The sequence below is a fragment of the Acinetobacter sp. YH12120 genome (assembly GCF_013418795.1).
Classification (GTDB): Bacteria; Pseudomonadota; Gammaproteobacteria; order Pseudomonadales; family Moraxellaceae; genus Acinetobacter; species Acinetobacter towneri.
This window is the reverse complement of the sequence record NZ_VPBI01000002.1, coordinates 142,124-168,392: the sequence shown is the minus strand read 5'-3', so window position 1 is coordinate 168,392 and position 26,269 is coordinate 142,124. Positions and strand designations below refer to the sequence as shown.

The window sequence follows — 26,269 nt, the reverse complement described above, 5'->3', positions numbered from 1 at the left end:
TCAGTGATGATAAAAAATGCCACCTTCGGGTGGCATTTTTTTGTCTATCATGTTTGAGCTTTTGCAATGTAAGCAAGGTTATATCGGATACGATGCTTTTTTTAATGCCTGACTAATATTCTAGACCAAATCATCATGGGACTTTTTTTCATAACGACGTAAATTACGACGTTGGCGTTGCCACGGTAATGGACGGTCTAAGGTTTCAGGCACATTGCCACTCATCGAACGTAAACGTAAATGCAGTGCTGCCTGTGCCATTAAATTGGCAGAAACAGGCGCGGTAATAAACGCAAATAGGGTGATTAATACTTCTGCAAAGCCAAATCGTCCTTCAAATGCCGCATAAATAATGGCTGCAATTAAGAAACTGCCTAGTCCTAAAGTGCTGGATTTTGTAGGGGCATGTAGTCGCATAAATAAGTCGGGCAGGCGAACCATGCCGATGCCGCCCACCAACATGAAAAAGGCGCCAATGATTAAAAAGAATGACACTAAAATTTCCATGAATAATTGCATGTTCATTCTCCTTAATCAATCACATGACCGCTGGTGAAATAACGCGCCAGTGCAGCAGTAGATACAAACCCTAGCATCGCCACCAATAATGCACCTTCAAATAAGGAGGTGGTACTCCAAAAGATACCCAAAACTACCACCAAGCAGGTTGCATTTAAAAATAAGGTATCCAAGGCCAACAGGCGGTCCACAATTGAAGGGCCAATAATCAGACGGTATAGGCACAACAACATGGAAAGCGTAATCGCAACTATGCAGATTCCAAGTGCATAAGGCAGAATCATCATTGCTTTTCTCCTGACTGCGCATCAAAAATTTCAATCAGTGGTTTTTCATAACGATTTTTGATGTCTTGAATATCTACACTTTCATCTGTAGTGTTTAAGGCATGCACCAAAATATCACCACGATCTTGGTCAATACCAGCCGTGACCGTGCCTGGTGTGGTGGTAATGATCATCGCCAAAATACTGTTGACCTGTTCGTGCTGTGTTTCGAGAGGGACACGGAACCATTTTGGCTGCATGCGATCTGTTGGACCAAGCACCAGTTTTGCGACACGAATATTACTAATCATAATATCCCAGACCACCACAAAGAATAAGCGAATGGCTGCAGTCCAGTTGATGTCTGGTGTACGTGTGATAAAGGGCTGGATCAATTTGGGAATTAATAGTGCCAAAACCAGTGCCATCAACAGATTTCCTGCAGAAACACTATGCGCCAACATCAGCCAACTCAGTGCCACCAATACAGATACAAACGGGTGTGGCAGCAGGTTGTCCCAAAACGAAGTTTTCGGTCTCGTTTTTTGCATGTTTAGGGCTCCGCAGGTTTGAGTTGAGTATCGCTAGGTTGCTGCGCTTCCTCACGATTTTGCTGTTGAATCTGACGTTGTTTATAGTCAGAAATATGCTCGCCTTCCAAGGTATTTGGATGAATCACGTATGGAATTAAATGTGCGTTGGCATCGATTGCTTCGCCACCGTACTTGGTTTCTGGTAAGTACAATGGATCATAAGGTTGTACGCTAATCACATTTGTAGCACGGTCTTTTTTCAGAATCAGAGCTTCATAGGCCGCATTATGTTGAATTTGCTGTGCAGTGTTCAGCATATATTGCTGAATTGGATTAGCAAATACTACGTACAGTACCAAACCCGTCAAAAGTAAATAAATGACACGGTCATTTCGGGGCGGAGCAATTGCAGGCAATCTCTGATATTCATCATAGGCTTCAGTGCGTATATCATCTTCAGGTTTGGTCGCGCGCCAAAATAAAATAAAGCCGACACGGGTGAACGCAATAATACTAAGCAAGCTGACCAAGAGAATGATGCCAATAATCCAGCCTTGATGTGCCATATTGGCAGAGGCTTGCAAAATAAAGACCTTGCCCAAAAATCCACTAAATGGTGGTAAGCCCGCCATCATTAATGCAATCATGAAGTACGTGATAGCCAGTACTTTATGTTGCTTCATTTGTGGGGCAATGTTGAAGTGATCTTTAAATGCACCACGTTGAGAAGTAATCCAACCGCACAGCAAATAGAAAGCCGCTGCAATTAAGGTACTGTGTATCAAGTAATACAGTGCAGCTGACCATGCCTGTGTGTTCAGCATTGAAATAGCAATGAGGATGGTACCAATTGAAGACAGCATCATAAAACCGACAAAGCGACGTAAGCGCTCAGCACCAATCGCGCCAATGACTCCATACAGGGAAGTAATCAAACCAATCGTCAGTAAGCAGTCTTGTAAGATTTTATGGCTCAGCTCATCATCAAATACGGTTCCATTGACTCGCAAAATAGCATACACACCGACTTTGGTCATGATGGTGAACAAGGCTGCTACAGGAGTTGTTGCCACGGCATAGGTTTTAGGTAACCAAAAACCGACAGGAAGCATGGCAGCTTTAATACCAAACACCACAAATAGCAGTAAGCCACCTGCCACCGCAATTTTATGTGCATCAGCATCGAGTAGGGGAATTAGACGCGCCACATCGGTCATGTTTAAACTGCCGACACTACCGTAAATCATCCCTAAGCCAATTAGGAAGAGGGCAGAGGCTAATAGGTTGATGGTGACGTAATGAATCCCGAGTTGAAAACGTGCTTTGCCTTGACCGTGCAATAACAACACATAAGAAGCAAGGAGTAATACCTCAAAGAAAACGAACAGGTTAAACAAGTCACCTGTGAGGAATGCACCGCAAAGTCCCATGAGCAGGAAATGCACCATGGTGTGAAAATAGCGACCACGCTCATCCCATTTCTTGCTGGAAAACCAAAGCAATGGCAGAGCAAGTGAATAAGTCAGTACCAACATGAGGGCAGACAGTTGATCTAGCACTAAAATAATGCCAAATGGTGCCGCCCATTCGCTCAAATTATATATAATAATTTGTCCGCTGCTGACTTGAATTAAATAGCTGATCGCAGTGACTAAACCGAGCGTAGCAGAGAGCTGACTAATTCCACGACGCCATGGCTGACGCCAGTCATGTGAGAGTGAACCAAAGCCCGGATTGCCTAATAGCACCAAAATAAATGCGGTAAAGGTTGGAATCAGGATGCTAAAGATCGGTGAATGCTGTAGCCAAAATTGGAGGAAATCATTCATTATGGCTCATCCTCACGTGGGTCAAGCAGTGGATGTTCTTCTTTGGCATCGACGTGGTCTGTCCCTGTTTCATAACGGCTACGCAGCGCCAATTGCACAATAAATGCAGTGGTGGCAAAGCCAATCACAATTGCAGTTAACACTAAGGCTTGTGGTAATGGGTCAGTGACTTTCGTGGCTTCAGTCAAAATTGCAGGCGCATTGAGTTGAATACGCCCCATGCTGAATAAGAAAATATTGACTGCATAACCAATCATGGCCAAGCCCAAAACAACCGGAAAGGTACGGGCACGTAAAATTAAATAGATTCCTGTCGCGACTAACATTCCAATGGCAGACGCAATTAAAAACTCAATACTAATCATTGCATTACTCCTTTGGAAGTGGGCCAGACATGCCTGAGTGACGGGAGTCGCCCAGGACCGAAATCATCAACATGACCGCGCCAACCACCGTGACATACACGCCCACATCAAATAAGGCAGCTGAAGCGAGGTGCATTTCACCAATGATTGGAGGATTGACATAAATATGTGCGCTAGTGAGGAAAGGACGTCCCCAGAACCATGCAGCAAGTCCTGTCAGACCTGCAATGCTTAAACCCACTCCAATCCAGATTTCGTATAAACGTCCAGATTTGGCTTTGAGCATTTGTTCGGTCTGGTCTTGACCAAGCGCAATGTATTGGATGATTAGTGCCATTGCGGTAATTAAGCCAGCAATAAAGCCACCACCTGGTAAGTTATGACCACGCAAGAAAATATACAGACTGACCACAAGGGCGATTGGTAAAATCCATGAGGCCGTAATACGTAGCATTAACGGCGAAGGATTAAAGCGATAGGTTAAACCCTGGGTCATGATGGTGCCGTGCGCACGCATACCATCCATTAAGCACAGCGTACCAATCGCGGCAATGCCCAAGACGGTAATTTCACCAAAAGTATCGAAACCACGAAAGTCTACTAAAATGACGTTGACCACGTTGGTTCCGCCACCGAGTGGAATGGATTGCTGATTAAAGAACCATGAAATTGAATTATGGTCGCGGGTCATCACCAGCCATGCAATCCAGCCGATACCGATACCGCCACCAATCGCAATGAAGGCATCTCGCCAGCGACGTGAACGGCTTGACTCATACGGGGTCAATTGTGGGAGCAAGGATAGACTCATGAGCAATAAAACAGTGGTGACAACATCAACCGTGATTTGAGTTTGCGCCAAGTCGGGAGCAGACAGTCCGACAAAAACCATAGTGACGACCAAGCCAACTGCACCGCTGATTAAAACAGCTTTGATGCGCTCATGGTGGAACCACAGCATCATCCAACAGGCAGAGAACAGCAACAACCATAAAACAATGGCAATCATAGGGGCATGTGTGAGTTCACGTGTACCAGTTGTTAAGCCCTGATTGAATAATGGTAGCGCGACCATGAAAACTGTAAAAACAATGATCCACACCAAATAGCTTTGAAGTGAACCGTTTTCGGTTTTGCGTTTAATTTTGCGAGAAACTTGTAGTAAATGTTTTAAGAATAATTCAAACAGCAATTTGCCTTGGAATTGACCTAAATGTGGATCGAGGTCAATGTCACGGATTTTTCCACCTTTGGCGAGCGAGAAATAGAAGATGATCCCGCCAAGCAAAGCAATTGCACTCATTAGCAAGGGAAGGTTAAAGCCATGCCAAATTGCTAAATGTGTGCCTTCAAACTGTAACAGTTGGGTACTGGCACGAGTTGTGCTATTGACAATATGCTCGACCAATAAGGCAGGCATCAAGCCGACTAAAATACATAAAACCGCCAATAAAGTTGCGGGTGCACGCATGCCAAACGGGGGTTCGTGAGCTTCTTTGTTTGGGACATCTTTACCAATTGGGCCGTCAAAGAAAACGCCGTGTACCAAACGTATTGAATAGACCACTGCAAAAATACCCGCCAGTGTGGCAACAATTGCAGAAACCAACAGTACAGGGCCAGATAAGTTTGCTATCAGTTCGTTAAAGAACATTTCTTTGGATAGGAAGCCATTGGTTAAGGGTACGCCTGCCATAGAGGCCGCGGTAATCATGGTGAGGGTGGCGGTAAAGGGTAGCAGTTGCCATAAGCCACTAAGTTTACGTAAATCACGTGTGCCTGATTCGTGGTCGATAATTCCCGCAATCATAAACAGTGCCGCTTTAAATGTGGCGTGGTTGATGATGTGGAAAATTGCTGCAGCCACTGCCAACGGTGAACCAATGCCCAGTAAGCACATGATCAGACCTAAATGACTTATGGTGGAATACGCCAATAAGCCTTTTAAATCTTCTTTGAAAATAGCAAAGAATGCTGCCATACACAGGGTAAATAGACCAATAAAAGTGACTAGGTTGTGATATAACGCTGCGCCTGCAAAAATTGGCAATAAGCGCGCCAGCAAGAAAATCCCTGCTTTGACCATCGTTGCCGAATGTAGATAGGCAGAAACAGGCGTGGGTGCAGCCATGGCATTGGGTAGCCAGAAGTGAAACGGAAATTGCGCACTTTTGGTAAATGCACCCAATAAAATCAGCAATAAAGTTGGTACAAATAAATGATGACTTTGAATTTGTTCAGTCATCATTAAGATTTGGTCAATTTGATAGGTGCCTGTGATTTGCGCCAATAACACAAAACCACCGAGCATGGCGAGTCCGCCCATGCCTGTAATGGTCAGTGCCATACGTGAGCCGCGTTGTGCTGCCTCGTAATTGCTCCAATAACCCACCAATAAGAAAGAGGAAATACTGGTCAGTTCCCAAAAAGTCAGCAACAAAATCAGGTTATTGGAGAGCGAAATTCCCAACATGGCAGCCATAAACAGCATGAGGAGAACATAGAGTTTACTGAGCGAGTTTTGTGGACTTAAATAATAATAGGCATAAATAAAAATGAGTGTGCCGATCCCCGTGATCAGCAAGGAGAATAATAAACCAAGCGCATCTAGACGGAAGCTTAAATCAATCCCCAACTGTGGCAGCCAAGACCATGTTTGAATGATCGTTTCGCCATTAAAGACTGCTTTTGCTTGAGTCAGGAGCAGAATAAGACTGCTCAGACTGACGCCAATCGCCCCTAAAGCCGTTACCCCGCGTGAAAATTGTTTCAGCCACGAGACAAGGGTTGTGCCCAGTACTAACGGTAACAATATAATAATCGGTAGCACACTCATATCCATTGTCGTGAATAGGTTGAAAACCTAAAGGATGAATCTTATCTTCCAAGGATTACAGGACAGCAACACACCATCCAAAAGATTCAATCTTGAAAGCCAATCAGTCGTGTCAGTAAACACGTAGTCTATTGTTTTGATGAGCGTATTGTCGCAACTTAAACTCAAAACAAGATCATGCAAAAATAATTTTACATGGCTAGGCGGCTCAAGCAGCAAAAAATATGCTGATCTTTCGCTGACGATGCAGCGAATAAGGTTGTGCTTGGTTTGGTTAAAGCTGTGTTAAAAATATTTAGATGCGTCAATCTACAACCTAGTTGAACTATGGATGAAGTTGATCTGCATCTGCTGCATTTTTACAGCATTCACCGTGTTTGAAAGGTCAATAGACACTATTCAAGGTATAAAAAAAGTTGTATTGCGCAACTTTAAAAACTACAGCAAAATCGGATTTTACTATAAAAGTTCAAAATTAATCTGATTTTATTACATGAATAAAACAACATCAATTTATTTTGCATACAGCAAAGTCATTATATACCGTCTGTTATATGCGGGATAAAGTATTTCCTTGCTTTTTGGCCAAGTATGCCTTGAAAGACTTCGGCAATTAAGATTCAGGCAATTGATCAGGTGTTGGCTCACTATCCAATTGCTGTAAGCGTTGCAGCAATTCCTGTTTTTGTTCGGCAGTTAAATGGTTTTGAATCTGCTGCAAAATTTCAGCCGTGCCTAATTGTGTTGGGTTTTGTTCTTGTAGGCTGACGTCTTCTGTCGTGTGAGTGGTTTCTAGCACATCAGCATAAATTTCTGCAAACTGCGGTTGTAAACTTTGCCATGCGATGGGATGCAGCTGTTGATGTTCCAGTTTTAAACATTGAAAGCGTTCCGCTTGTTCCAAAAGTTCGCTGCGGTTGCCTGTGGCAATAATTTGTAAGCGCGGAAAAGCTTGATGTAAACGGGTCAGTATTTGTGCGGCCTGTTGTTGATCGAGCTGATGATCAATCTGGTCAATCAACAAAATACCATCTCCCTCGCGACACGGATACAAACTGTTTGGGTTTAGCAAACAGAGGCGACGTACAATATCGCCTACCAGAGCAATCCAGTTGCGCTGACTGTTCGACAATTGCTGATACAGCATATCTTTGCCCTGACAGCGCACCATGAGTTGTAATTTAGGCAGATGTTGTAGATATAGGTCTTCAATTTCAGGCAGCACGATTTGTAAGGCATCTTTCAGTGCTTGTAAACTCGGTGCATGCATTTGGGTATAGGCATGCAATAAGGACTGATTCAGGGTTTGTGCGAGTTCGCTTTGTTGTTGCTGATATAGCTTGTGTAAAAGCTGCGCACTTTGGGCATTTTCAATATCGGAAATTTCCCGCAACCATTCAAAAAAACGAGTAAATGTCGTGAATGGAATCGCAGCAATTTCGTAGGCATGTCCAGGTTGTAAAATCAGCGGATTATTTTTATTGAGTAAATTAACTTCATTCACGAAGCGTTCTGCAGGGTAGTAGGCAATCAGCGGTAGACCTTGCATCGGGTCATGTTTAATGGCGTGTTGATAGAGCTGCACCATTTTTTCAAGCTTGGCGGTTTCTGCTTTGCTTACTCCTACGCCGCTACTATTCAGGGTTTTATATAATTGCCAGTCACAATGTTGGGTGCTTTCAATTTGCGTGTTGCTTGATTCTGCCAAACTGCCTATTTCTGCTGGAATTTCCACACAAACATCAATTTTAGCTTGCAAGCGGTTGAACAAAATATCTTGATCTTGCATCACCAAACCCGCAGTGCGTAAGTCTTTATAGCGAGCGGCAAACCAAGTCAGTGCTTGATAACTAAATCGTAACAGCGAGGTTTTACCCGCGCTTTGGTCTGCCAAAATAAGCGTAATGGGCAGGTCGTGATAATTGAGTTCGAGTTTTAGGTCTGCAAAATGGGTGATGTGTCTGAAATGAACCGATGTAATTTTCATAGCGCACCTGCTGCAATTACCCCACCGCTTTGCGTAACGATGTCGGCATTTTTATTTTCAGTTGTTGTACCAAATCGTAAATATGATGAATATTTAAACTGACTTTAGCACGTGTGCATGCCACGTACAGTAATCTTAATTCTTCATCGCTAATTTTATGCTCTTTGTCGTTCAGTTTAAATTGGTAGTCGTCTTCAATATGTACCCGATTCCATTCTAAACCTTTGGCTTTATGCGCTGTCGAAATAATATAGTCGGCTTGGTCAATTGGGGTGATTTTTGCCAACGCCCGTTTGAGTGGATTAGTACCATGATCATCCACCAGTTTGACCAAAGGTTTAATGTCGCTGCCATCGTTGGTTTCACAATATTCATGTACATCATGCCAAGAGTTAAACCATGCCAGTTCTGGAACGTCGGTCACACGTTTGCCTTGTTTGAGCATCGCGGCAGCATCCACAAAACGGTTTAAGCGCACATGGTCGGCTTGCAGACTGACTTTATCGCCATGCACTAAACCTGCCAGTAGCAGTTCCATGGCACGGGCGTTGGTACGGCATAAAATCGCATCACGCATTTTGGTATGCGGTTTGTTGACCACTTTGGAATGTAATTCTGGATTGCCCAAGAGTGGCACGGTTTCATTCAGCCCACCTAAAATGGCATTGGCGGTCAGGGCAATTTCTTCACCAAAACGGAACGATGTGGTCAGTCGTGATTCAGGCAAAGGTAATTGCTGCATGGCATTGATTGCACCACGCCAAGCATAGATTTGCTGATGCGCATCGCCCACATAAATCACTTGAGTATTACGTTGCTTGAGTAAAATGCCCAGCATGAGCGGGTCGGCATCTTGAGCTTCGTCAAACAGCACATAATCGGCAGGAATGTTGGGTTCAGACAAGGCCCAAAGTTTCAGATAAATATCGTGTCCAATGCCTGCCTGATGATTCGGGTCAATTGACTCCAACCAGCGTCGTTCTACCGCAGGATAAAGATGCTTTTGTAAGGTGTCGATGTCATCTGGATGCAACCAACTGGGTGCTTGTAAATGTCGTGGGGCAGGGTATTGCGAACTGGTCGAGCAGAAATGACTCACGGCATTGGCCACCAAACTGGCTAAACGACTTGGCATCAACACATATTTTTCATAGCGTCCGCCCATCATACGTCTAAGGGTAATCGGTTCTAAACGATACTCTTTGGCAATAAAACTTGGACTTAAACGGGGTAGGCGTAATTTGTTGGTGACTCCACGTGGAACGCTGCGATATGCAAGCGAGTGAAATGTACGACAATCGACCTGACGATGAAATTTACTTTGTGCTTCTGCGGCAATGGCTTTGTTAAATGCCAAGTACATGCCACGCCGTTCTGGCATGGCATCACTGATCATTTGTAAGGTCGTGGTTTTACCTGTACCTGCATAGGCAATCACTTTAAAAGATTTGCCCAGACGTGCATTATCTATAGCAGTGGCTTGCTCATAGGTCGGGCGAGGCTTGGTGATTACAGACACAGATCAGGGTTGGCTTTTCGCGTTAATGGCTACGGTTGGCTTTTTCAACCAAGCCTGATAAACCTTGACGACGAGCCAATTCATTCAGTACCACTTGCGGTTCAATATCGAAATAACCCAACATGACAATGCTGTGGAACCATAAATCGGCCACTTCATAAATCAGGTCATTTTTGTTGTTGGCATTGGCTTCGGTGTTGAAATCTTTGGCGGCAATAATTGCTTCCACGGTTTCTTCACCTACTTTTTCCAAAATTTTATTCAAGCCTTTATGGTATAGCTTGGCTACATAAGATGAGTCAGGATTAGCGGTTTTGCGCTCGCTCATCATTTGCCCTAAATAAGCCAAAACTTCAACTTGTTCAGCTTGTGCTTTTGATTGGCTCATGGCTAAGGTGTGAGCATTGGCGGCTTGTTCACCATAAATTTGATTCGGGTCTTTCAGCTGTGCATCTACAATTTCCCAACCATTGGCGGTGAGTTTGCGATAGAAACAAGATTCACGCCCTGTGTGGCAAGCAATTCCACCATGTTGTTCAATTTGCAGGATAATCACATCGGCATCGCAGTCCAGACGAATCTCGTGCACAGTTTGAAAGTGTCCAGATTCTTCACCCTTGTGCCACAATTTATTGCGCGAACGTGAAAAATACACCGCCTGATTTTTTTCGGCAGTTAGTGCCAAGGCTTCACGATTCATCCACGCCACCATCAACACACGTCCTGTTTGATGATGCTGTGCAATGGCAGGCACTAATCCTTGTTCGTTAAATTTTACTTCATCGAGCCATTGCAACTTATTCATGAGTTGTTCACCAAAATTAATTTAAATTGTATGGACGCTATTTTCAGAGCGCACGATTTTGCATCGTCCCTATAGTGTACGTGATTCAGGACAATTTACCTAAATTATCTTGCCAGATTTGTACTGTCAAAGCGTTTGCATAAATTGAGGGAAGTTTTGTTTTTCCACCATTTCCAGAAATTCATCGCCCAAACGCTGACTTTCTGCCACCGATTGTTTCCATAAGCGAACGCGCTGTGCCTGATCTAAACCTTTTAAAGTGAAGTCTTTACGATCGGGCAAACGGCCTAAAGGCAAGCTGCTTAAATATTCTGCCGAAGGTGATAGCAAGAGTGTGCGGGCCTGATTTTCAGGATTAGCCTTACGATGCTTCAACATTTTATCGAACCAGCCAGGGGTAATGCTGTCGGTAAAGTGTGGATACAGCACAATGCCTTGACTTTGGTAAGGTAAGTCCAAATGGTAGTCAATTAAGCCACCATCCCGATAACTGCCTACGGGCGCATCAGGGATATCACGAATTGCAGACATTACGCCGGGAATAGACGCTGAGGCGAGTAGCCACGGTGCGACATTCTGCTCATTCAGGGCTTGGTAATGGGTGACAAAATCATCCTCTACCATAAACTGCTGACCTTGCGCAGGTTGGCTGATGACACGCTGCATAAATAAGCGATTGTGTTTGCGAGCAATGGCATTGCTGCCAATAATTCCTGCCACAGACGCAAGCAAAGGCAAGGCTTGGTCACTTTGGAAAATATGCTGAGCTTTGACTGAAATAACCGTGAGGTGATAGTCAGGATGCTGAATCAGTTGTTGTTGCTGTCCCTGAATCAGTTCAAACAGCATGTTTTGACAAATCTCGGCGACTTCTTGGCGCGACATTTTTTTATGAAAATACAGGTTGGTATATAAATCGGACAGACGTTCAGTGCCTTGTTTTGCGCCCCACGCCAAAATACTGGCAAAGCGCCAACTGCCAATTGAAGAACCGACCACGGTACGACGCTTTGGGGCTTGGGCAAAAAACTCGCCAAAAATAGCTTGGTCTAAGCCTTGAATGCCAATGCCTTTGGGGCCGCCTGCTGCGCCTGGAATAATATCGACGTGTTGGGCGTGTAAGCCTTCTTGTTCAATCAGTTGGCGTGCCAGATGTCCTGCGCGAATACTAAGTGCAGGGGCACGTTTATGCAAAATCTGAGTCATGCTTGGTCTATAACGCTACAAATGTGCATTAATTGTAGGCGTGGTGATTTTTGCAACAATGGCGAGAGGCATCACTTGGTGACTGATGAGTCATGTTGAGGTTTTTAGGGGGAGTTAGATAAAATCAGTGCGATAAAAAAGCCTATTTTAAAACAGGCTTTTAGTTTTTTTTGTTGCTGCATCAATTTGTTATCAAGCAATGTGGCTTTATTTGGCTATCCGCCAAATCGCCAAGAAACTTGCCAACGCGATTAAAACAATAGAGACATACCACGGTGCAATAATCGCAATGGAGAGGAAAATGGCCATAATGCTGCCAAAAATCCAGCTGCGTTTTTGCTGATGTTCCATTTGCAGACGCATGCTTTGTAATTCATGCAATTGTTTGGAATGCCAAGCCGATTGGTTTTTTAAACCATTTAAACTGTCAATCATTAAACTTGGTAAGTCTTGTGCACCCAGTAACAGGTCAGGAATTTGCTGCCCAATTTCTTTGACATTTTTGACTGGATTCATATTGGCTTTAATCCAATCCGTTAAAATTGGTTTTGCCAGTTTCCAGATATCCAGTTCAGGATATAAGTCTGTGCCCAAGCCTTCAACGTGCACCAATGTTTTCAGGAGTAGCATCAATTGTGGTGGAATTTCCAAATGGAAACGACGTGCAATATCCATGACCTGAATCAGAATGCCAGCAAAGTCCAATTCGTGCATCGGTTTAGACACCATTGGCCCGACAGTACGACGCATTTCGCGGGCGAGGGCATCTTGATCTGTGCCTGGTGGAATCCAGCCAGCTTGATGTACGACTTGAATCAGCTGCATAAAGTTGCTGTTCATCACTGCTAGCAACATACGCGCTACGGTCATTTGGTCATGCTTGGACAGCTCGCCCATAATCGCACAATCTAGCGCAATAAAACGCGGATTATTCGGATTGATGGTTTCCACGAAGACGTTGCCAGGGTGCATATCGGCATGGAAAAAGTTGTCACGGAACACTTGGGTAAAGAAAATTGTGAGGCCTTTTTCTGCCAAATCGGCACGATCCATACCCAAACGATCAAAGGTTGCTGTGTCGGAAATTGGCACGCCTGTAATGCGCTCTGCCACCATTACATCTTTACTGTCCATATAGACTTCAGGCACATACATCATGCTTGAGCCTGTAAAGTAGTGACGCATGCGGCGGGTGTTATCCGCTTCTAAGGTCAAATCCAGTTCGTTGAGAATAATTTGACGATAGTCCTGAATAATTTCAGATAAATGTAGAGCACGTGCCGCTTCCAGACGTTTTTCCAGTGCTGCGCCGAGCCATTCCAAAATTTCAAAATCTTGTAGAATTTGCTGGCGAATATCGGGGCGGGTGACTTTAACCACGACTTCACGACCATCATGCAAGGCAGCGGTATGGACTTGCGCAATAGAGGCTGCTGCCAAAGGCTGTTCATCAAAACGGGCAAACAGGGTGTTGATGTCTGCCTTAAGGGATTGCTGAATTCGCATTTGTGCCACGTCAGAACCGAACGGTTTGACACGGTCTTGTAGCAATACCAATTGCTGTAAAACTTCAGGCGGAATCAGGTCACGACGCGTAGACAGCAATTGCCCAAGTTTAATTGCCAATGGTCCCATTTCTTCTAAAGCTTCTTTGAGCTTCAGCGGGTTTTTACGTTCTTTACTTGACCAAGCCGCAGGGTGCATGCGAATAAAACTGAGCGCATGACGTGCCTTTTCTGGTAGTTCTTCCGCAGGAAACAACGTGTCGAGTCTATAGTGCGCGGCAATGCGCCAAAGTTCGAGTAAACGTGAAACGTGCGGAATCATAAAGACTTATTCCCTAGGGTTGAGTGGAGTTTAAGGTGTCAGAAGCGGTATCTGGCTGTGCATCAAGCTGCGCTTGTAGCTGTTGAATTTTGGCTTCGGCGCGGTCTAAATTTTGTTGAAAAATGCGCGTGTCTTGTTGTAAGTCATCCATTTGCCAGCGTGGGGCAAATAGACCACTGTCTTCTTTTAGGGCATCTTCAGCAAAGAACAAATGGCTGTGTAGACTGCGTTTTAAATGCTTGGGTGCAAGCTGAATTTTGCCAACTTCATGAGCCAAAGCAGGACCAATCCAAGGGCTTAAATGTGCGGCCAAGTCTAGTTCAGCCTGCTGCATAATGCGCTGAATATCTTGTAAAAGATGATAGTCACCTTGTAGGGGAATATTGCCCACTTCATCGGATAGCAACAGTTTGAGCAATTGCACCACATTTTTAACATGCAAAGTGGTCGTTGCGGGGCTGATATTTTGCGCTTGATCAAACGGGCGTTGCTCAAAAATAGAAGGCTGCTCGCTGTGACCTGTTGCAGTAGGTTCTAAACGAACTTTGTTGTCATCAAAAAAGACATCTACAGAAAGCTGTGGCGAATCGAGCACCACACGCAACATTTTGCCGTGTAGTTGGTTGAGCTGGATGCGAGTAATCGCATCCAAATCAATAACATGATGAATCAGTTTCTCAACTGCACCAAGGGCGAGAATTGACCACATTGCGGTACGCCTTAGAGTTTAAAACCACGGTGAACGGCAACAATACCACCAGTCAGGTTGTGGTAATCACAGTTTTGGAAGCCTGCCTGTTCCATCATGCCTTTTAAAGTGCGTTGATCTGGGTGCATACGAATAGATTCAGCCAAGTATTTGTAGCTTTCTGAGTCGTTTGCGACAATTTTACCCATCAATGGCAATGCTGTGAATGAATATAAATCGTAGAGTTTTGAGAACGGTTCAAATACTGGTTTTGAAAATTCTAAAATCAATAAACGACCACCCGGCTTGAGTACGCGGTACATCGCTGCCAAAGCTGCATCTTTATCGGTCACGTTACGTAAACCAAATGAAATAGTCAGTAAGTCAAAGCTGTTGTCTTCAAATGGTTCTAAAGTTTCGGCATTCGCCAACACGAAATCGACATTGGTACAGCCTGCATCAATTAGACGGTCACGGCCAACATTCAGCATAGATTCGTTAATATCTGACAGTACCACATGACCTGTAGGGCCAACTTCACGGCTAAAGACTTTGGCTAAGTCACCCGTACCGCCTGCAATGTCCAGTACGCGCTGACCACGACGTACACCTGACATATTAATCGCAAAGCGTTTCCATAAGCGGTGAATACCAAATGACATTAAGTCGTTCATAATGTCGTATTTGCTTGCAACCGAGTGGAAGACTTCTGCGACTTTCTGGGCTTTATCTTCACTGCTGACGGTTTGGTAGCCGAAGTGTGTGGTTGCACCGACATTGCCTGTGTTGGCACCGCGCGGCAAATTATATTTTGGCACTGAACCCGTAACAGGTGTATCCGTTAATTTTTGTTCTAAAGATTGTTGCTGACCTTGTGGAGCGCCTTGCGGTAGAGGTTCGGTTAAGAATGGACTCACTTTGTCTGTTGGTTGTGCCGACTCGGGAGTAGCGGTAGGCGTTTGATTTTCATTCGACATTGGAGTCACTCCTCAGGATAAAAAGGCTTAAGGCTGCAGTGTATGCATGATGACAGATTCTAAGCACTTGTACAGTAATCATCATGCAATTGTTATGAATAATATACAGAAAAAACCAAAGATAGCGTAAGTGTGCTGAATAAGTGTTGGTTATTTCACACATTGGGATTATGAAAATGGATGTAAATCACCTGCATGTACTTTGGCAATAATTTCCCGTTCTGTGGTAGTAAATTGCTTCACAAATTTCTCTGCAGACTTTAATGGTTTCATGGCTAAAAAGCCATCTTGCATAAACTCATACATAATTTGAAAACTGTATTTTTGCGCCGCGCCTTTACACATTTTAAAAGCGGTATAGACCACAAAAGAGCGCATATATTTATCTAGGTTTTTACCCAGTTCATCCAACATATTTAATTGTTTTAAGCGTGCTTCGCCCTGATCGAGCTTTAAATAAGTCAGACGCATCATCTCATCATTTAAAGGCATATTTTCAGGATAGTCCTGTAGCAATTGTATCGCGACTTGTTCATCTAACTGCACTGCCAAAATCGCCAGACTTACCCCAGAAGTCCCTGTTTTTATTGCATTTTCAGGGATGATTTTTTCAGCTTTGTGTGCATATTTCAGTAGGCGAGCAATTTGACCTGCCAAAGCGTCAAAATCTGGACCGCCATATAAGCGGTTTAAAAAATATTCAGCCATCAAGACATTGTGCTTTTCGGCAAACTGTGTGGCATGGGTGCGTTGCATACGCTGTTTTTGCCATGCTTGAACATCTTGTAAGCGTTGAAAAAGCATAGGATTTTTATGATATTTAAATTGATAATACAGTTCTAACAGCTCATCTAAAGCAGCAAGTTTAGACATAGGGTGTCTCATTATTGAGTTGAATGGGCAAATCTTAATGTGAGTTTGATCTCGTCGCTATGACAAATTACACAGAATTCCAAACGGCAAAGGTCAGTGTGTGAGATTAATCTACAAAAATAAGCGAAAAGTTGTTAAAAAATGGGTCGATATTCGTATACTGATCAAAGTCTGTCGCTCATTCTAATATCGTAAATATAGATGAATGATCAGCAGAGCTTAAATAACACAACAATAGGGTAGATGATGTCACAAGCACATACTGAATTTAAACTCATGGAAGAAGAACAACTTTCAGTCGAGCTAATTGAAGCCCAATATGCTTTAAAAAACACCAAAGGTGAAAAAAATGCCAAAAGTTTGCTGATTTTAGTGAGCGGCATTGAATTGGCGGGTAAGGGTGAATCGGTTAAACAATTAAGAGAATGGGTCGATCCGCGTTATTTAAGGGTAAAAGCCGATGCGCCGCACCCGTTTAATCCCAAACAGACACTTTGGCAGCCTTATGCACGTTTTATTCCTGCCGAAGGTCAAATTATGGTGATGTTTGGCAATTGGTATAGTGACTTATTAAGCACAGCCATGCATGTGTCTAAACAAATTGATGACACCATGTTTGATAACTATGTCGAAAAAATGCGTGCCTATGAAGAAGACTTAAAAAATAACCATGTGGATGTCATTAAAATCTGGTTCGATTTATCGTGGAAATCACTACAAAAACGACTAGATGATATGGAACCGAGCGAAGTGCATTGGCATAAATTGCACGGCTTGGATTGGCGCAATAAAAAGCAATATGACAGCTTGCAAAAGCTGCGCCAACGCTTTACCGATGACTGGATTATGATTGATTGCGAAGATGAAACCATCCGCGATCAACAATTTGCACAGCATATTTTACGTGCTTTAGAGCATTGTCCTGTGCATCCGACCAGTTCGGGCATCACTTGGCAAGCTGCAGAAATTCCAGAAGTTTTGCTTAATCCTGTATCTGAATCGGTCAATGAGGATGACTATAAAGCAGAGTTAAAGAAACTCACGAAAAAAGTGGCAGATGCACTGCGTTTAGATAACCGTAATGTCAGCATTGTTTTTGAAGGAATGGACGCAGCAGGCAAAGGCGGCGCGATTAAACGGATTGTAAAAAAACTGGATCCGCGTGAATACGAAATTTACACCATTAGTGCACCTGAAGCCTTTGAAATCAGTCGTCCTTATTTGTGGCGTTTTTGGACGAAAATTCTGCCTGAAGAAAAAATCAATATTTTTGACCGTTCTTGGTATGGGCGGGTATTGGTAGAACGTGTAGAAGGTTTGATTAGCCCACTGGAATGGCAGCGTTCTTATGACGAAATCAACCGTTTTGAAAAAGACTTAAATGATCATCAAACTGTCGTCATCAAATTTTGGTTAGCCATTAGTAAAGATGAGCAAGAGCTGCGTTTTCAAGCACGTCAGGAAACCGCACATAAGCGTTTTAAAATTACAGATGAAGACTGGCGCAACCGTAGCCGTTGGGATGATTATTTGGTGGCAGCGGCAGATATGCTGCAACGTACCAGTACCGAATATGCACCGTGGCACATCATTCCGAGTAATGACAAAAATGCAGCACGTTTGGAAATTTTAAGAACCATCTTGAAACAACTCAAGGCAGAATAATCTGCCTCGAGGATGCAAAGACTGCGTGTTAAGTTAGCTGAATTTGAGTCTGTTTAGTTTAAAAATTAAGCATTCACAACTTTGGCTTGTTTAAGCTGAATGCTTTTTGCCAGTTTATAGCTTTCTTCAACATGCGTTTCGGCAATTTTTTTCATAATAAAATAACCCAAACCTGCTGCCACCATTTGTCCACCCAATGGAATAAACTTGGTGACTTGTTTGGTGATGTACTTGGCTGCGACATTATTCAGGGATTTTTTTACTGCAGTACGCGCCACGACTAAGCCTGAAAATTCCACACCGCGTTTACGCAATTCGCTCCAGTGGACTTTTCGGGTTTCAGGATCATACACGCTGACTTGCTCAGGAGATAAGCCAAAACGTGCATTAATTTCTGGAATCAGTTGCGACAAGATGCCCACATCAATGACAACGTCTAAGAACGGCACAGGAATGACGGCTGCACCTGCAGAAAAATAGGCACGTTTTTTGACCAGTTCTAGGCATTCTGCACGAATCATTTCCAAGTCTAGGCTTGGATCAATACTGTCTGGAATTGTCTCTCTTTTTATCATAAATACAACCTTAAAATGGCGGATAATCGTATGCTGTTTGGTAAATTAAACCACTTTATTCAAAGCACTTTTTGAATAAAGTAGGCAATAAAAGTATGCTTGTAAAGTGGCATACACCGTTGTAAGTGTATAGCCAATAATCTTTATTCTTTTGTTGTGCTTGAGGCAAATGATAGATCAACGGCCTTCTAGTACATTTAATACATTCTTATTCAAAATAAATTAAAGGATACCTTATGGCGATTCATGTCATACAAAGCCAACGTATAGAAGTTTTAGTCAATGAAATGCTGAAAACCATACGTCAACCGACATCGAATCCGCTTCAGGTGCTACAAACCCAGCATTTTATTGTGCCTTCAGTGGCAGTAGAAAAGTGGCTGACGGAAAAAATAGCCGAGCAAAAAGGCATTAGTGCCAATACTGAATTTCATCATCGTATTCGTGCCTTTCAATGGGCCGCTTATCAGGCAGTTTTAGACGATAAAGATCGGGTGCGTCAGGCAAATATTCCGCGTATTGTGATGCAATGGCGTGTGTTTTATGACTTACAACCGTGGATACAACACGAACAAAACCCACTTCCTGCGGAGCATGCTTTACATCGTTTGATTCAGCGAATTTATGACAGCGCAGAGCAATTGTCACAGGGTTTAGAAAAGCAGCTCAAAAAGCAAAACATGCTGTATTGGGTGGCAGATAAAGTTTCACGTTTATTTAGCAATTACATGGTTTATCGTGGTTTTTGCCAAAAAGGCTGCGAGGGTGTCTGCCAATGTCAAAGCAATTGGTTAGCGGTTTGGGGACAGCAGAAACGCCTGAACTTAAAGCAGCAAATTTATATCCCTAAAAACTTTGAGAGCGAAGAAGAAAAACAAGCGGCATTGGAAATAGCCGCATTTACTCAAGAGCAAGCCGAAGAATTAGAGCAATGGCAAAGTTGGTTGTGGTTGCATATTTTTCATGCAGATTTTGAAAAAATGCAGGAGATTGATCTGCAATTTTGGCAAGCTTTGGGCGAGCCTGAAAATCCAAATTCGTGTATTAACAAATTACCCAAACAGTTGGTGATTTTTACCTTATTGGATTTGCCGCCAAGCCAGTTGTTGTTTATTCGCCGTTTGGCGCAGTATATGGATATTTTTATTCTGCATTACAACCCATCGCAAGAATATTGGGCAGACATGGTCGATCCTAAGTGGAAATTAAACATGGATGCGCGAATCAAAAGTCGCTTTATTCGCGAGATGGAAAGTCAAAATAAAACTGTAAGCGATGATGATATTGCTGCGTATATCAAAAAATATAATGGTGAATTTAATGCCGATATGCGCGAGTCACATCATCCCTTGCTGACACGCTTTGGTAAGCAGGCACGCGATCACTTTTCTTTATTGGCGGCGTTGTCGAGTGGTGATGAAGGCGAGTGGTATGATCTTTTCCCTGAAGAAGAGCCGCAACATTTACTTGGCAAAATTCAATCGGATGTATTGAATTTGGTTGAGCCAGTCGCGCAGGCGTATGACTTAGACCCTGCCGATGAGTCATTGCAAATTCATGTGTGTCATTCAAGTTTACGTCAGCTTGAGGTACTTAAAGATCGTTTAATTGCATGGCTAGGACAAGATGACAGCCGCCAAGCCAGTGATATTTTGGTGTTGAGTCCGAAACTCAAAGAACAAGAATCTTTAATTCGCAGCGTATTTGCTGCACCGCCAAGTGAACGTGATCTCTATCAGAAAGGACAACAAAAATCACAGCAGAATCAAGCCGCTTTAGGGCATCAACTCAGTCAAGATAGTGTGTATTTGCCTATTCAAATTGCAGGCATCAGCTCTTTAGACATTCATAATGCTTGGCGTGCGGTGGTTGGGCGTATAGCGCTAGTACAAGGACGTTTTAGCTTTGAGGAGTTTGGCGACTGGTTGAGTTTAGCTGCCACACAACAGCGTTATGCCTTGAATTTAAACAATATTGAGCGCATGAATGAGTTGTTGGCCAATGCAGGTTTTAAACGTGGTTTAGATGCCGAGCATTTAAAACGCAGCCTGAGTGCAGATGATCAAGATTATCGGTTCAGCTTAAAGTTTGCTTTAGATCGTTTGGCTTTGGGCGTTGCAGTGCCAGAGCATTGCGTGGTTCAGCACACTTTAAGTTATGCCGATGTGCAAAGTAGCGATTTTGAATTGATTTTTAAACTGGTTCAAATTTATCAGGATTTTGCACAGCGCCGTGATTGGCTAATTCAGCATGAATTGGGGCAAGCCAAAACGGTGGAATATTGGCTTAAACAACTGATGCAAGACCTGAGTGAGTTTCAGGATGCAGGAGTAGATGTGTTGGCATCGGTGTTTAGTTTGGTGCAAAAACATGACCGTATGCTGACCTTAGCCAGTTATTTTGATGTGCAGTCGGGTCAAGATTTGCGTCATTTAAGCTTACCGCTGGATTATATTCTGCAAGAAATTTCAGCCCAGCTCGAAACCCAACTCGAACAAGCCAGTCCATCGGGCGCCATTACCTTTAGCCAAATTGGTGCAATTCGTCCACTGCCGTATAAGCTGATTGTGATGCTGAATTTGGACAATGGCGTGTTCCCAAGTCGTGACCAGCAATTGGCTTTTGATTTGATGCAATTATTAAAACCACAACTGGGAGATCGTTCACGCATTGAGGATGATCAAGGGGCATTTTTAGATAGTTTATTGTTGGCGCAAGACAGTGTTTGGTTATTTTATAACGGTTTTGATGTCAGCGATGGTGAGGTACGTGATCCATCCGTGCTGGTGCAGGAATTTGTGCAGCATTTGGAGTTGATTGTGAAACATCCCGATGAAGCTAGCGATTCACGCTTAAATTTGAATGGTGTCGAGATTCCCGCACAATTGAAATCTCTTTATCACTTACATAGTTTGCAACCTTTTGATCAACTGCGTTTTGCCGAAAGCCGTGAAGTTCGCTTTAAAGATCAATGGTATCGGGTTGCCAAACAAATGCAGCAAGAAACCACACCACGCGAAGCATGGTTTGGTGAATATCCATTATTGCCACAAGACGTGGTGGTACTCGACAGTATGCAATGGATTCGAGATGTATGTTTCCCTGCACGTGCCTATTTAAAAGCGATTGGAGTCGAAAATTTACAATCCGACACTGCTGCAATGAACCATGAGCCACTGATTTTAAATGGCTTGGAAAAATATAGTGTGCGTGATTTTTTACTCCAACATGGCACGCAAGATGCAGAAAGCTTGTTGCAAGATACTTTACCTGTGGGCAAAACTTTAAATGCCACGTTTAAAACGGGACTGCAAGAACAGCAATATTTACGTGACATACTGCAGCAGTTTGCAGATGAGGCAACCGCAACAACGCAACAGCTTTGGAAAATGAATCCGCATTTGCATATCCGTATTCAAGTGCCTGAACAGCCTACAAAGCTTTGGTGTAGCGTGGTGGCAGCGAGTGCCAGACCAAAAAAATATGCCGAAGTATGGTTGGAATATCTGTTCTGGGTGGCTTATCAGAACACAGAACAGCAAGATTTAGAGCGGATTGTGGTGTGTAAAGATGCGGTGATTCATTTTGCCAATATCCATGCACAGCAAGCACACGAGTATTTAGCCCAGTGGTTTGAGTTCTGGAAACACGCACAGCAATATCCTGTGTTATTGCCTGCGGCTTTGGTTTTAAAAATGAAAGATAAAAAAGAATTTGAAATTCAGTGGGATGAAGCTCAGTCCGATCAAGTTTTGAATATGGAAAGCTTCGTAAAACATTGGCATGACGGTGCTAGGAGGAGCTTTATTGATGAAAGTGAGAAAAATCACCCAGACTGGTCATTTATTTTTCAAGACAGTGAAACTGAACCGTTGTTGATTGAGGCATTTCAGCAATATAGCCATCGACTGTATCAGCCCATCATTGAAAATTATGAATCTGCGAAAAATCTTCAAAAACAAGGGGAATCTGCGTGAACTCATCTAGCCCATTCCCAATTTGTTATGACCCAATTCAAGAGATGCAATTTAAAGGCTTGCATTGGATTGAAGCATCGGCAGGTACAGGAAAAACCTATACTTTATCTAGTTTGATGGTGCGGATTTTCCTGAAAGATTATTTGCCTAATCAGGTGATTGCGACCACATTTACCCGTGCCGCAGCAGCCGAGCTAAAAAGTCGTATTCGTGCACGTTTGCTTGAAACCCAACAATATATCGATCAGTGTTTAAACCAGTCTTTAGATCAGCGTGCCCTTGCAGAGAAAATTACACAACTACAAGACCCTTTACTCAAACATATTTTGCAGAAATATCGTTTAAAACTGGACTATGCCAGTTCACGTTTGAAGTTGGTGATTGCACAACTCGATGAATTATTTGTCGGAACGCTGGATAGCTTTAGCCAAAAATTATTGCGTGAATTTTCCTTTGAAAGTGGCAAAATTGAGCGCGCCAATATTACTGACCAAGCATCGGTCTATACCGAACAATTGGTGCATGATGTGCTGCGTGAATGGATTCAGGCACAGCCTCAGCATGTTGTGGACTATATGCTGTTATGTGGGCGGTTGAAATCTGCAGCCGATTATGAGGGGTTGGTCAATACCAGTTTGAATTTTGCATCGGCAGAGATTCAGGGCATAGATCAGGCACAGTTGGAGGTTCAGGATTTAGCAGAGGCGTTGCAGAATTTAGCCAGTATCAACATCACGCAAATTGAAGAATTAAAAGAATATTATGATGGTGAATATAGTTTTAATTTTTCCCATTATGTCGCGGGGAGTGACAAGAAGGGGTTGCAGCCACTATTTACAGAAGCTTTGCCAAAACTGATTGAAAAAATTAAGCATAATCCTTTAGAACATTATTTTAATTCACACCTTGCTGAATTGTTTAATGCGGTCTTTGCACTATATTTGAATCAAGACGGTAAGCTCAGAAAATCTATTTTTAACAAAGCGAAAGCGCCATGTACGCAAGAGGTGCAAGATGCTTTTTTTGATCATCCTGTAATCCGAAAAATTAAAGCAGTTGTGGATGCCAAACTTAATTTTGAGCGTCAAATTGAATTGGTGGATACCAATTTAAAATTCTATTTGGTACAACACGTCAAGCAGCGTTTACCGCAACTTTTACAGCAAAAAGGGGAAACCACTTTTGCCCAACAAATTCGCAGCTTAGCCGAAGCGTTGCAGGGCGAACGTGGGCAGCGTTTTGCGCAGTTTGTGCATACCCGTTATCCACTGATTTTGGTGGATGAGTTTCAGGATACTAACCAAGATCAAGACGACATGCTGGCGCAAATTTGGCGTAATCCGAAGTGGTATGCGCGCGGTTGCATGATTATGGTGGGCGATCCTAAGCAGGCGATTTATGGTTTTCGCGGTGGCGATATGCTGACCTATAACAATGCCCGTGATGACGTGCTGAAAAAGCAAGGTCGCATTTATTCACTCAGACAAAATCATCGTTCAGTGAAAGAGTTGGTCTGTGTGGTGGATGAGTTATTTCAACGCCAACCCGCTTTTGGTGAGAAAGTGATTTATGAACCTGTCATTGCAGGTTCACGTCCTCATCCTGCTTTAATGGATCGGCAACAGGCCAATCCCGCACCGCTGCGTTGGGTAACGGTGGAACATGAACAGGATGAGTCCATTCAAATTGCACGAAAAATTCGCGAGTTATTAAATCAAGGCATTGCAGGCGATTTATATTTTGATCACTCTTCAGGCAAAGTCGCTTTACAAGCCGATGATATTGCCATTTTATCGACCAGTCATCAAAAGCTTGATCAAGCCCAATACGAGCTTGAACGGATTGGAGTTCAGGTCAATAGAAGTAGTCAGCGCAGTGTTTTTACAGGCTTTTTAGCCAAAGATGTGGCGGCAATTTTAACTGCAATTTTACATCCTTATGATGAAGCCAAGGTCAAGCGTGCCTTACTGACACGTTTATTGGGTTATAACCTGCAACAGTTGATTGAACTTGAGCAACAGGGGTTAGGTCAGTTTATTTATGACTTCGACTGCATTCGGGAAATGTGGGTCAATAAAGGCTTTTTAACCGCATGGAATTACTGCCTAAACTTATTTAAAGTTTGGGAAAATTTGGTGGCGAAACGCAGTTTTGACAATGAACGGCATGTGGTGAATTTACGTCATTTGACTGAATTGCTGAGTCGTCAAAGTGAACGCCATCAAGGGGCTTACATGCTGTATTACTGGTATTTACAGCAAGTTGAATCACCTGCCAAACGCGATTGGGAAATTGAACGAAAACTTTCTAATGCGGCAGGCGTGAAATTGATGACCATTCACCAGTCCAAAGGCTTGGAGTTTAAAGTGGTCTTTTTGATGTCGGCAGATCAGCCGCCCAAATCTGACAAGTCTGCTTTGGTGTTTGCAACGCAGGAAGAGCAAGGCATTGAGCAACGTATCATTGCCATTAAACATAAAGACATAGATGCCACAGCAATGCAGCAGCACAGTGAGCGCCGTTTGGCAGAGTTGAATCGGCTTTGGTATGTGGCACTCACCCGTGCCAGTTATCGGGTCTATGCGATGCTAAAACAGCCTACGCCTGCAAAAGAAGGTAAAAAAGAGGCTGCACTAAAATCTGCTGGTTTAAATGTCTGGCGTTTACAAGCGCCAAGTTCAGCAGAAATTGCAGCAGCATGGAGCTGTGATGAAGCACCTCTGACACAATTGGCGGCAGCATTACAACTTGAACAAGTGCAAGAAATTAAGATTGAAGCTGCAGATTTTCCGCAGCGTCGCTTTTATCCACGAACCAAAACCAGTTTTAGTGGCTTGGCACAACATTTACCTGCCGCCATGCGTAGCGATACTTTGGCATTGGCAAGCGAGGAGCAGGCTGCTGCTGCCGACGAAATCAATCAGGAACCTGTCGAAACGGAACAGGAAATCGTACAGGTGGCTCAACCGATTGCATGGATCAAAGCTAATTTTCAGCGTGGTACTCAAGCGGGGAGTTTTTTACATAAACTCTTTGAATATATCGACTTTCAAGCCAGTCATGATGACATTTTTGAAGAAGTCAAACGCCGTTTTCATAACGACAAAGAGTTTAATTCAGATGTGTTATTGGTAGATTTGATTGCAAAACTCGACACTGCCAAAGGCAGCGCGACTGTGCAGGAAGCAGATATTTTTGCGCACATGACCGAGTGGCTGAAGGATGTGTTGAATACTCCTTTGCACGATACTTTCCAGCTTTCCGCCTTATCTACTGCACATTATTTATCAGAGTTTCCATTCTATTTGGCGTTGGCAGATCAGCGCTTATTTATTCAAGCAATTCAGCAATTGTTTAAAGATGCGGGACATCCTATTCAAGATTTAAATGAAGCCACTACTGCGCGTTATCTGACAGGCTCAATTGACTTGGTTTATTTTGATGGGCAGTGTTATCACATTGCCGACTATAAGAGTAATTATTTGGGTGCCGATCAGCGCGATTATGAAAAAACCAACCTTGAACACAACATGACCCAATCGAGTTATTGGTTACAAGCGGCCTTGTATTTGGTGGCGTTGCACCGTTATTTGGGCAGTCGTTTGCAAGATTATGATATTCGGCAACATTTGGGTGGAGCCAGTTATTTGTATTTGCGTGGTATGCAGGGGCAAGCAGGGCAAGGGGTTTGTCATTGGCGGCCAGATGCGGAATTTATTCTGCAACTAGATCAAATATTGGGTTACTTTGAACTTAAAAAATAACGCTAAGTCAGCTTATCGACTTAATAAAACAATTGCTTATCCTGTGGATAACTTTGAG

The 26,269-nt window shown here is 43.3% G+C and carries 18 protein-coding genes; 3 read left to right on the top strand and 15 right to left on the bottom strand.

Annotated features, from left to right (window positions below; translation table 11 throughout):
- Positions 1–120: 120 nt before the first annotated feature.
- From FTU58_RS02920 to FTU58_RS02855, 14 genes are all read right to left on the bottom strand, one after another.
- A complete protein-coding gene (locus tag FTU58_RS02920) occupies positions 121–519 on the bottom strand; it encodes a Na+/H+ antiporter subunit G (RefSeq protein ID WP_180062018.1) in 399 nt (132 codons plus the stop codon).
- Between the two features lie 11 nt (positions 520–530).
- Complete coding sequence (locus FTU58_RS02915; RefSeq protein WP_180062017.1) at positions 531–806, bottom strand: monovalent cation/H+ antiporter subunit F; 276 nt, start codon at positions 804–806, stop codon at positions 531–533.
- Positions 803–1,336, bottom strand: a complete 534-nt coding sequence (locus FTU58_RS02910; RefSeq protein WP_180062016.1) for a Na+/H+ antiporter subunit E — start codon at positions 1,334–1,336, stop codon at positions 803–805. The genes FTU58_RS02915 and FTU58_RS02910 overlap by 4 nt, the downstream gene beginning before the upstream one ends.
- Positions 1,337–1,338: 2 nt before the next feature.
- Positions 1,339–3,147, bottom strand: coding sequence for a monovalent cation/H+ antiporter subunit D (locus FTU58_RS02905; RefSeq protein WP_180062015.1), 1,809 nt, complete (start codon positions 3,145–3,147; stop codon positions 1,339–1,341).
- Positions 3,147–3,512 carry a Na+/H+ antiporter subunit C gene (locus FTU58_RS02900; RefSeq protein WP_070154376.1) on the bottom strand — a complete coding sequence of 122 codons (366 nt, stop codon included), beginning with the start codon at positions 3,510–3,512 and terminating at the stop codon, positions 3,147–3,149. The genes FTU58_RS02905 and FTU58_RS02900 overlap by 1 nt, the downstream gene beginning before the upstream one ends.
- Positions 3,513–3,516: 4 nt before the next feature.
- On the bottom strand, positions 3,517–6,354 hold the full coding sequence (locus FTU58_RS02895; RefSeq protein ID WP_180062014.1) for a monovalent cation/H+ antiporter subunit A: 2,838 nt from the start codon (positions 6,352–6,354) through the stop codon (positions 3,517–3,519).
- A gap of 607 nt (positions 6,355–6,961) precedes the next feature.
- Positions 6,962–8,335: an AAA family ATPase gene (locus FTU58_RS02890; RefSeq protein WP_154321107.1), complete on the bottom strand. Its 1,374-nt coding sequence runs from the start codon at positions 8,333–8,335 to the stop codon at positions 6,962–6,964.
- 16 nt (positions 8,336–8,351) lie between these two features.
- Positions 8,352–9,854, bottom strand: coding sequence for a UvrD-helicase domain-containing protein (locus FTU58_RS02885; RefSeq protein ID WP_180062013.1), 1,503 nt, complete (start codon positions 9,852–9,854; stop codon positions 8,352–8,354).
- A 22-nt stretch (positions 9,855–9,876) separates the two neighbouring features.
- A complete protein-coding gene (gene hisIE / locus FTU58_RS02880) occupies positions 9,877–10,659 on the bottom strand; it encodes a bifunctional phosphoribosyl-AMP cyclohydrolase/phosphoribosyl-ATP diphosphatase HisIE (RefSeq protein WP_180062012.1) in 783 nt (260 codons plus the stop codon).
- A 126-nt stretch (positions 10,660–10,785) separates the two neighbouring features.
- The gene (locus tag FTU58_RS02875; protein ID WP_180062011.1) at positions 10,786–11,865 is read right to left on the bottom strand and encodes a patatin-like phospholipase family protein; all 1,080 of its coding nucleotides are present in this window, start codon (positions 11,863–11,865) and stop codon (positions 10,786–10,788) included.
- A 207-nt stretch (positions 11,866–12,072) separates the two neighbouring features.
- Entirely contained in the window at positions 12,073–13,692 is a 1,620-nt protein-coding gene (locus FTU58_RS02870) for an AarF/ABC1/UbiB kinase family protein (RefSeq protein WP_179988492.1), read from the bottom strand.
- A 13-nt stretch (positions 13,693–13,705) separates the two neighbouring features.
- The gene (locus tag FTU58_RS02865; protein ID WP_004975904.1) at positions 13,706–14,401 is read right to left on the bottom strand and encodes an SCP2 domain-containing protein; all 696 of its coding nucleotides are present in this window, start codon (positions 14,399–14,401) and stop codon (positions 13,706–13,708) included.
- Between the two features lie 11 nt (positions 14,402–14,412).
- Positions 14,413–15,357: a bifunctional demethylmenaquinone methyltransferase/2-methoxy-6-polyprenyl-1,4-benzoquinol methylase UbiE gene (gene ubiE, locus FTU58_RS02860; protein WP_004975907.1), complete on the bottom strand. Its 945-nt coding sequence runs from the start codon at positions 15,355–15,357 to the stop codon at positions 14,413–14,415.
- Positions 15,358–15,525: 168 nt separating this feature from the next.
- Positions 15,526–16,230, bottom strand: a complete 705-nt coding sequence (locus FTU58_RS02855; RefSeq protein WP_004975910.1) for a hypothetical protein — start codon at positions 16,228–16,230, stop codon at positions 15,526–15,528.
- Between the two features lie 246 nt (positions 16,231–16,476).
- Between FTU58_RS02855 and FTU58_RS02850 the strand changes: the two genes are divergently transcribed.
- On the top strand, positions 16,477–17,895 hold the full coding sequence (locus FTU58_RS02850) for a phosphate--AMP phosphotransferase (RefSeq protein ID WP_180062010.1): 1,419 nt from the start codon (positions 16,477–16,479) through the stop codon (positions 17,893–17,895).
- Positions 17,896–17,960: 65 nt separating this feature from the next.
- Here FTU58_RS02850 and FTU58_RS02845 read toward each other — a convergent pair whose 3' ends face one another.
- Positions 17,961–18,470, bottom strand: a complete 510-nt coding sequence (locus FTU58_RS02845) for a hypothetical protein (RefSeq protein WP_004975913.1) — start codon at positions 18,468–18,470, stop codon at positions 17,961–17,963.
- A gap of 236 nt (positions 18,471–18,706) precedes the next feature.
- On the opposite strand from FTU58_RS02845, the gene FTU58_RS02840 reads away from it, so the two are divergent.
- Both FTU58_RS02840 and FTU58_RS02835 read left to right on the top strand, forming a co-directional pair.
- Complete coding sequence (locus FTU58_RS02840) at positions 18,707–22,447, top strand: exodeoxyribonuclease V subunit gamma (protein WP_179997306.1); 3,741 nt, start codon at positions 18,707–18,709, stop codon at positions 22,445–22,447.
- Entirely contained in the window at positions 22,444–26,211 is a 3,768-nt protein-coding gene (locus tag FTU58_RS02835; protein ID WP_373885999.1) for a UvrD-helicase domain-containing protein, read from the top strand. Before FTU58_RS02840 ends, FTU58_RS02835 begins: the two co-directional genes overlap by 4 nt.
- Positions 26,212–26,269 lie beyond the last annotated feature (58 nt).

Bases quoted from the DNA above. Each gene is read 5' to 3' on its own strand.
- FTU58_RS02920 (WP_180062018.1), bottom strand. From the start codon at position 519: ATGCAATTATTCATGGAAATTTTAGTGTCATTCTTTTTAATCATTGGC.
- FTU58_RS02915 (WP_180062017.1), bottom strand. From the start codon at position 806: ATGATGATTCTGCCTTATGCACTTGGAATCTGCATAGTTGCGATTACG.
- FTU58_RS02910 (WP_180062016.1), bottom strand. From the start codon at position 1,336: ATGCAAAAAACGAGACCGAAAACTTCGTTTTGGGACAACCTGCTGCCA.
- FTU58_RS02905 (WP_180062015.1), bottom strand. From the start codon at position 3,147: ATGAATGATTTCCTCCAATTTTGGCTACAGCATTCACCGATCTTTAGC.
- FTU58_RS02900 (WP_070154376.1), bottom strand. From the start codon at position 3,512: ATGATTAGTATTGAGTTTTTAATTGCGTCTGCCATTGGAATGTTAGTC.
- FTU58_RS02895 (WP_180062014.1), bottom strand. From the start codon at position 6,354: ATGGATATGAGTGTGCTACCGATTATTATATTGTTACCGTTAGTACTG.
- FTU58_RS02890 (WP_154321107.1), bottom strand. From the start codon at position 8,335: ATGAAAATTACATCGGTTCATTTCAGACACATCACCCATTTTGCAGAC.
- hisIE (WP_180062012.1), bottom strand. From the start codon at position 10,659: ATGAATAAGTTGCAATGGCTCGATGAAGTAAAATTTAACGAACAAGGA.
- FTU58_RS02875 (WP_180062011.1), bottom strand. From the start codon at position 11,865: ATGACTCAGATTTTGCATAAACGTGCCCCTGCACTTAGTATTCGCGCA.
- FTU58_RS02870 (WP_179988492.1), bottom strand. From the start codon at position 13,692: ATGATTCCGCACGTTTCACGTTTACTCGAACTTTGGCGCATTGCCGCG.
- FTU58_RS02865 (WP_004975904.1), bottom strand. From the start codon at position 14,401: ATGTGGTCAATTCTCGCCCTTGGTGCAGTTGAGAAACTGATTCATCAT.
- ubiE (WP_004975907.1), bottom strand. From the start codon at position 15,357: ATGTCGAATGAAAATCAAACGCCTACCGCTACTCCCGAGTCGGCACAA.
- FTU58_RS02855 (WP_004975910.1), bottom strand. From the start codon at position 16,230: ATGTCTAAACTTGCTGCTTTAGATGAGCTGTTAGAACTGTATTATCAA.
- FTU58_RS02850 (WP_180062010.1), top strand. From the start codon at position 16,477: ATGTCACAAGCACATACTGAATTTAAACTCATGGAAGAAGAACAACTT.
- FTU58_RS02845 (WP_004975913.1), bottom strand. From the start codon at position 18,470: ATGATAAAAAGAGAGACAATTCCAGACAGTATTGATCCAAGCCTAGAC.
- FTU58_RS02840 (WP_179997306.1), top strand. From the start codon at position 18,707: ATGGCGATTCATGTCATACAAAGCCAACGTATAGAAGTTTTAGTCAAT.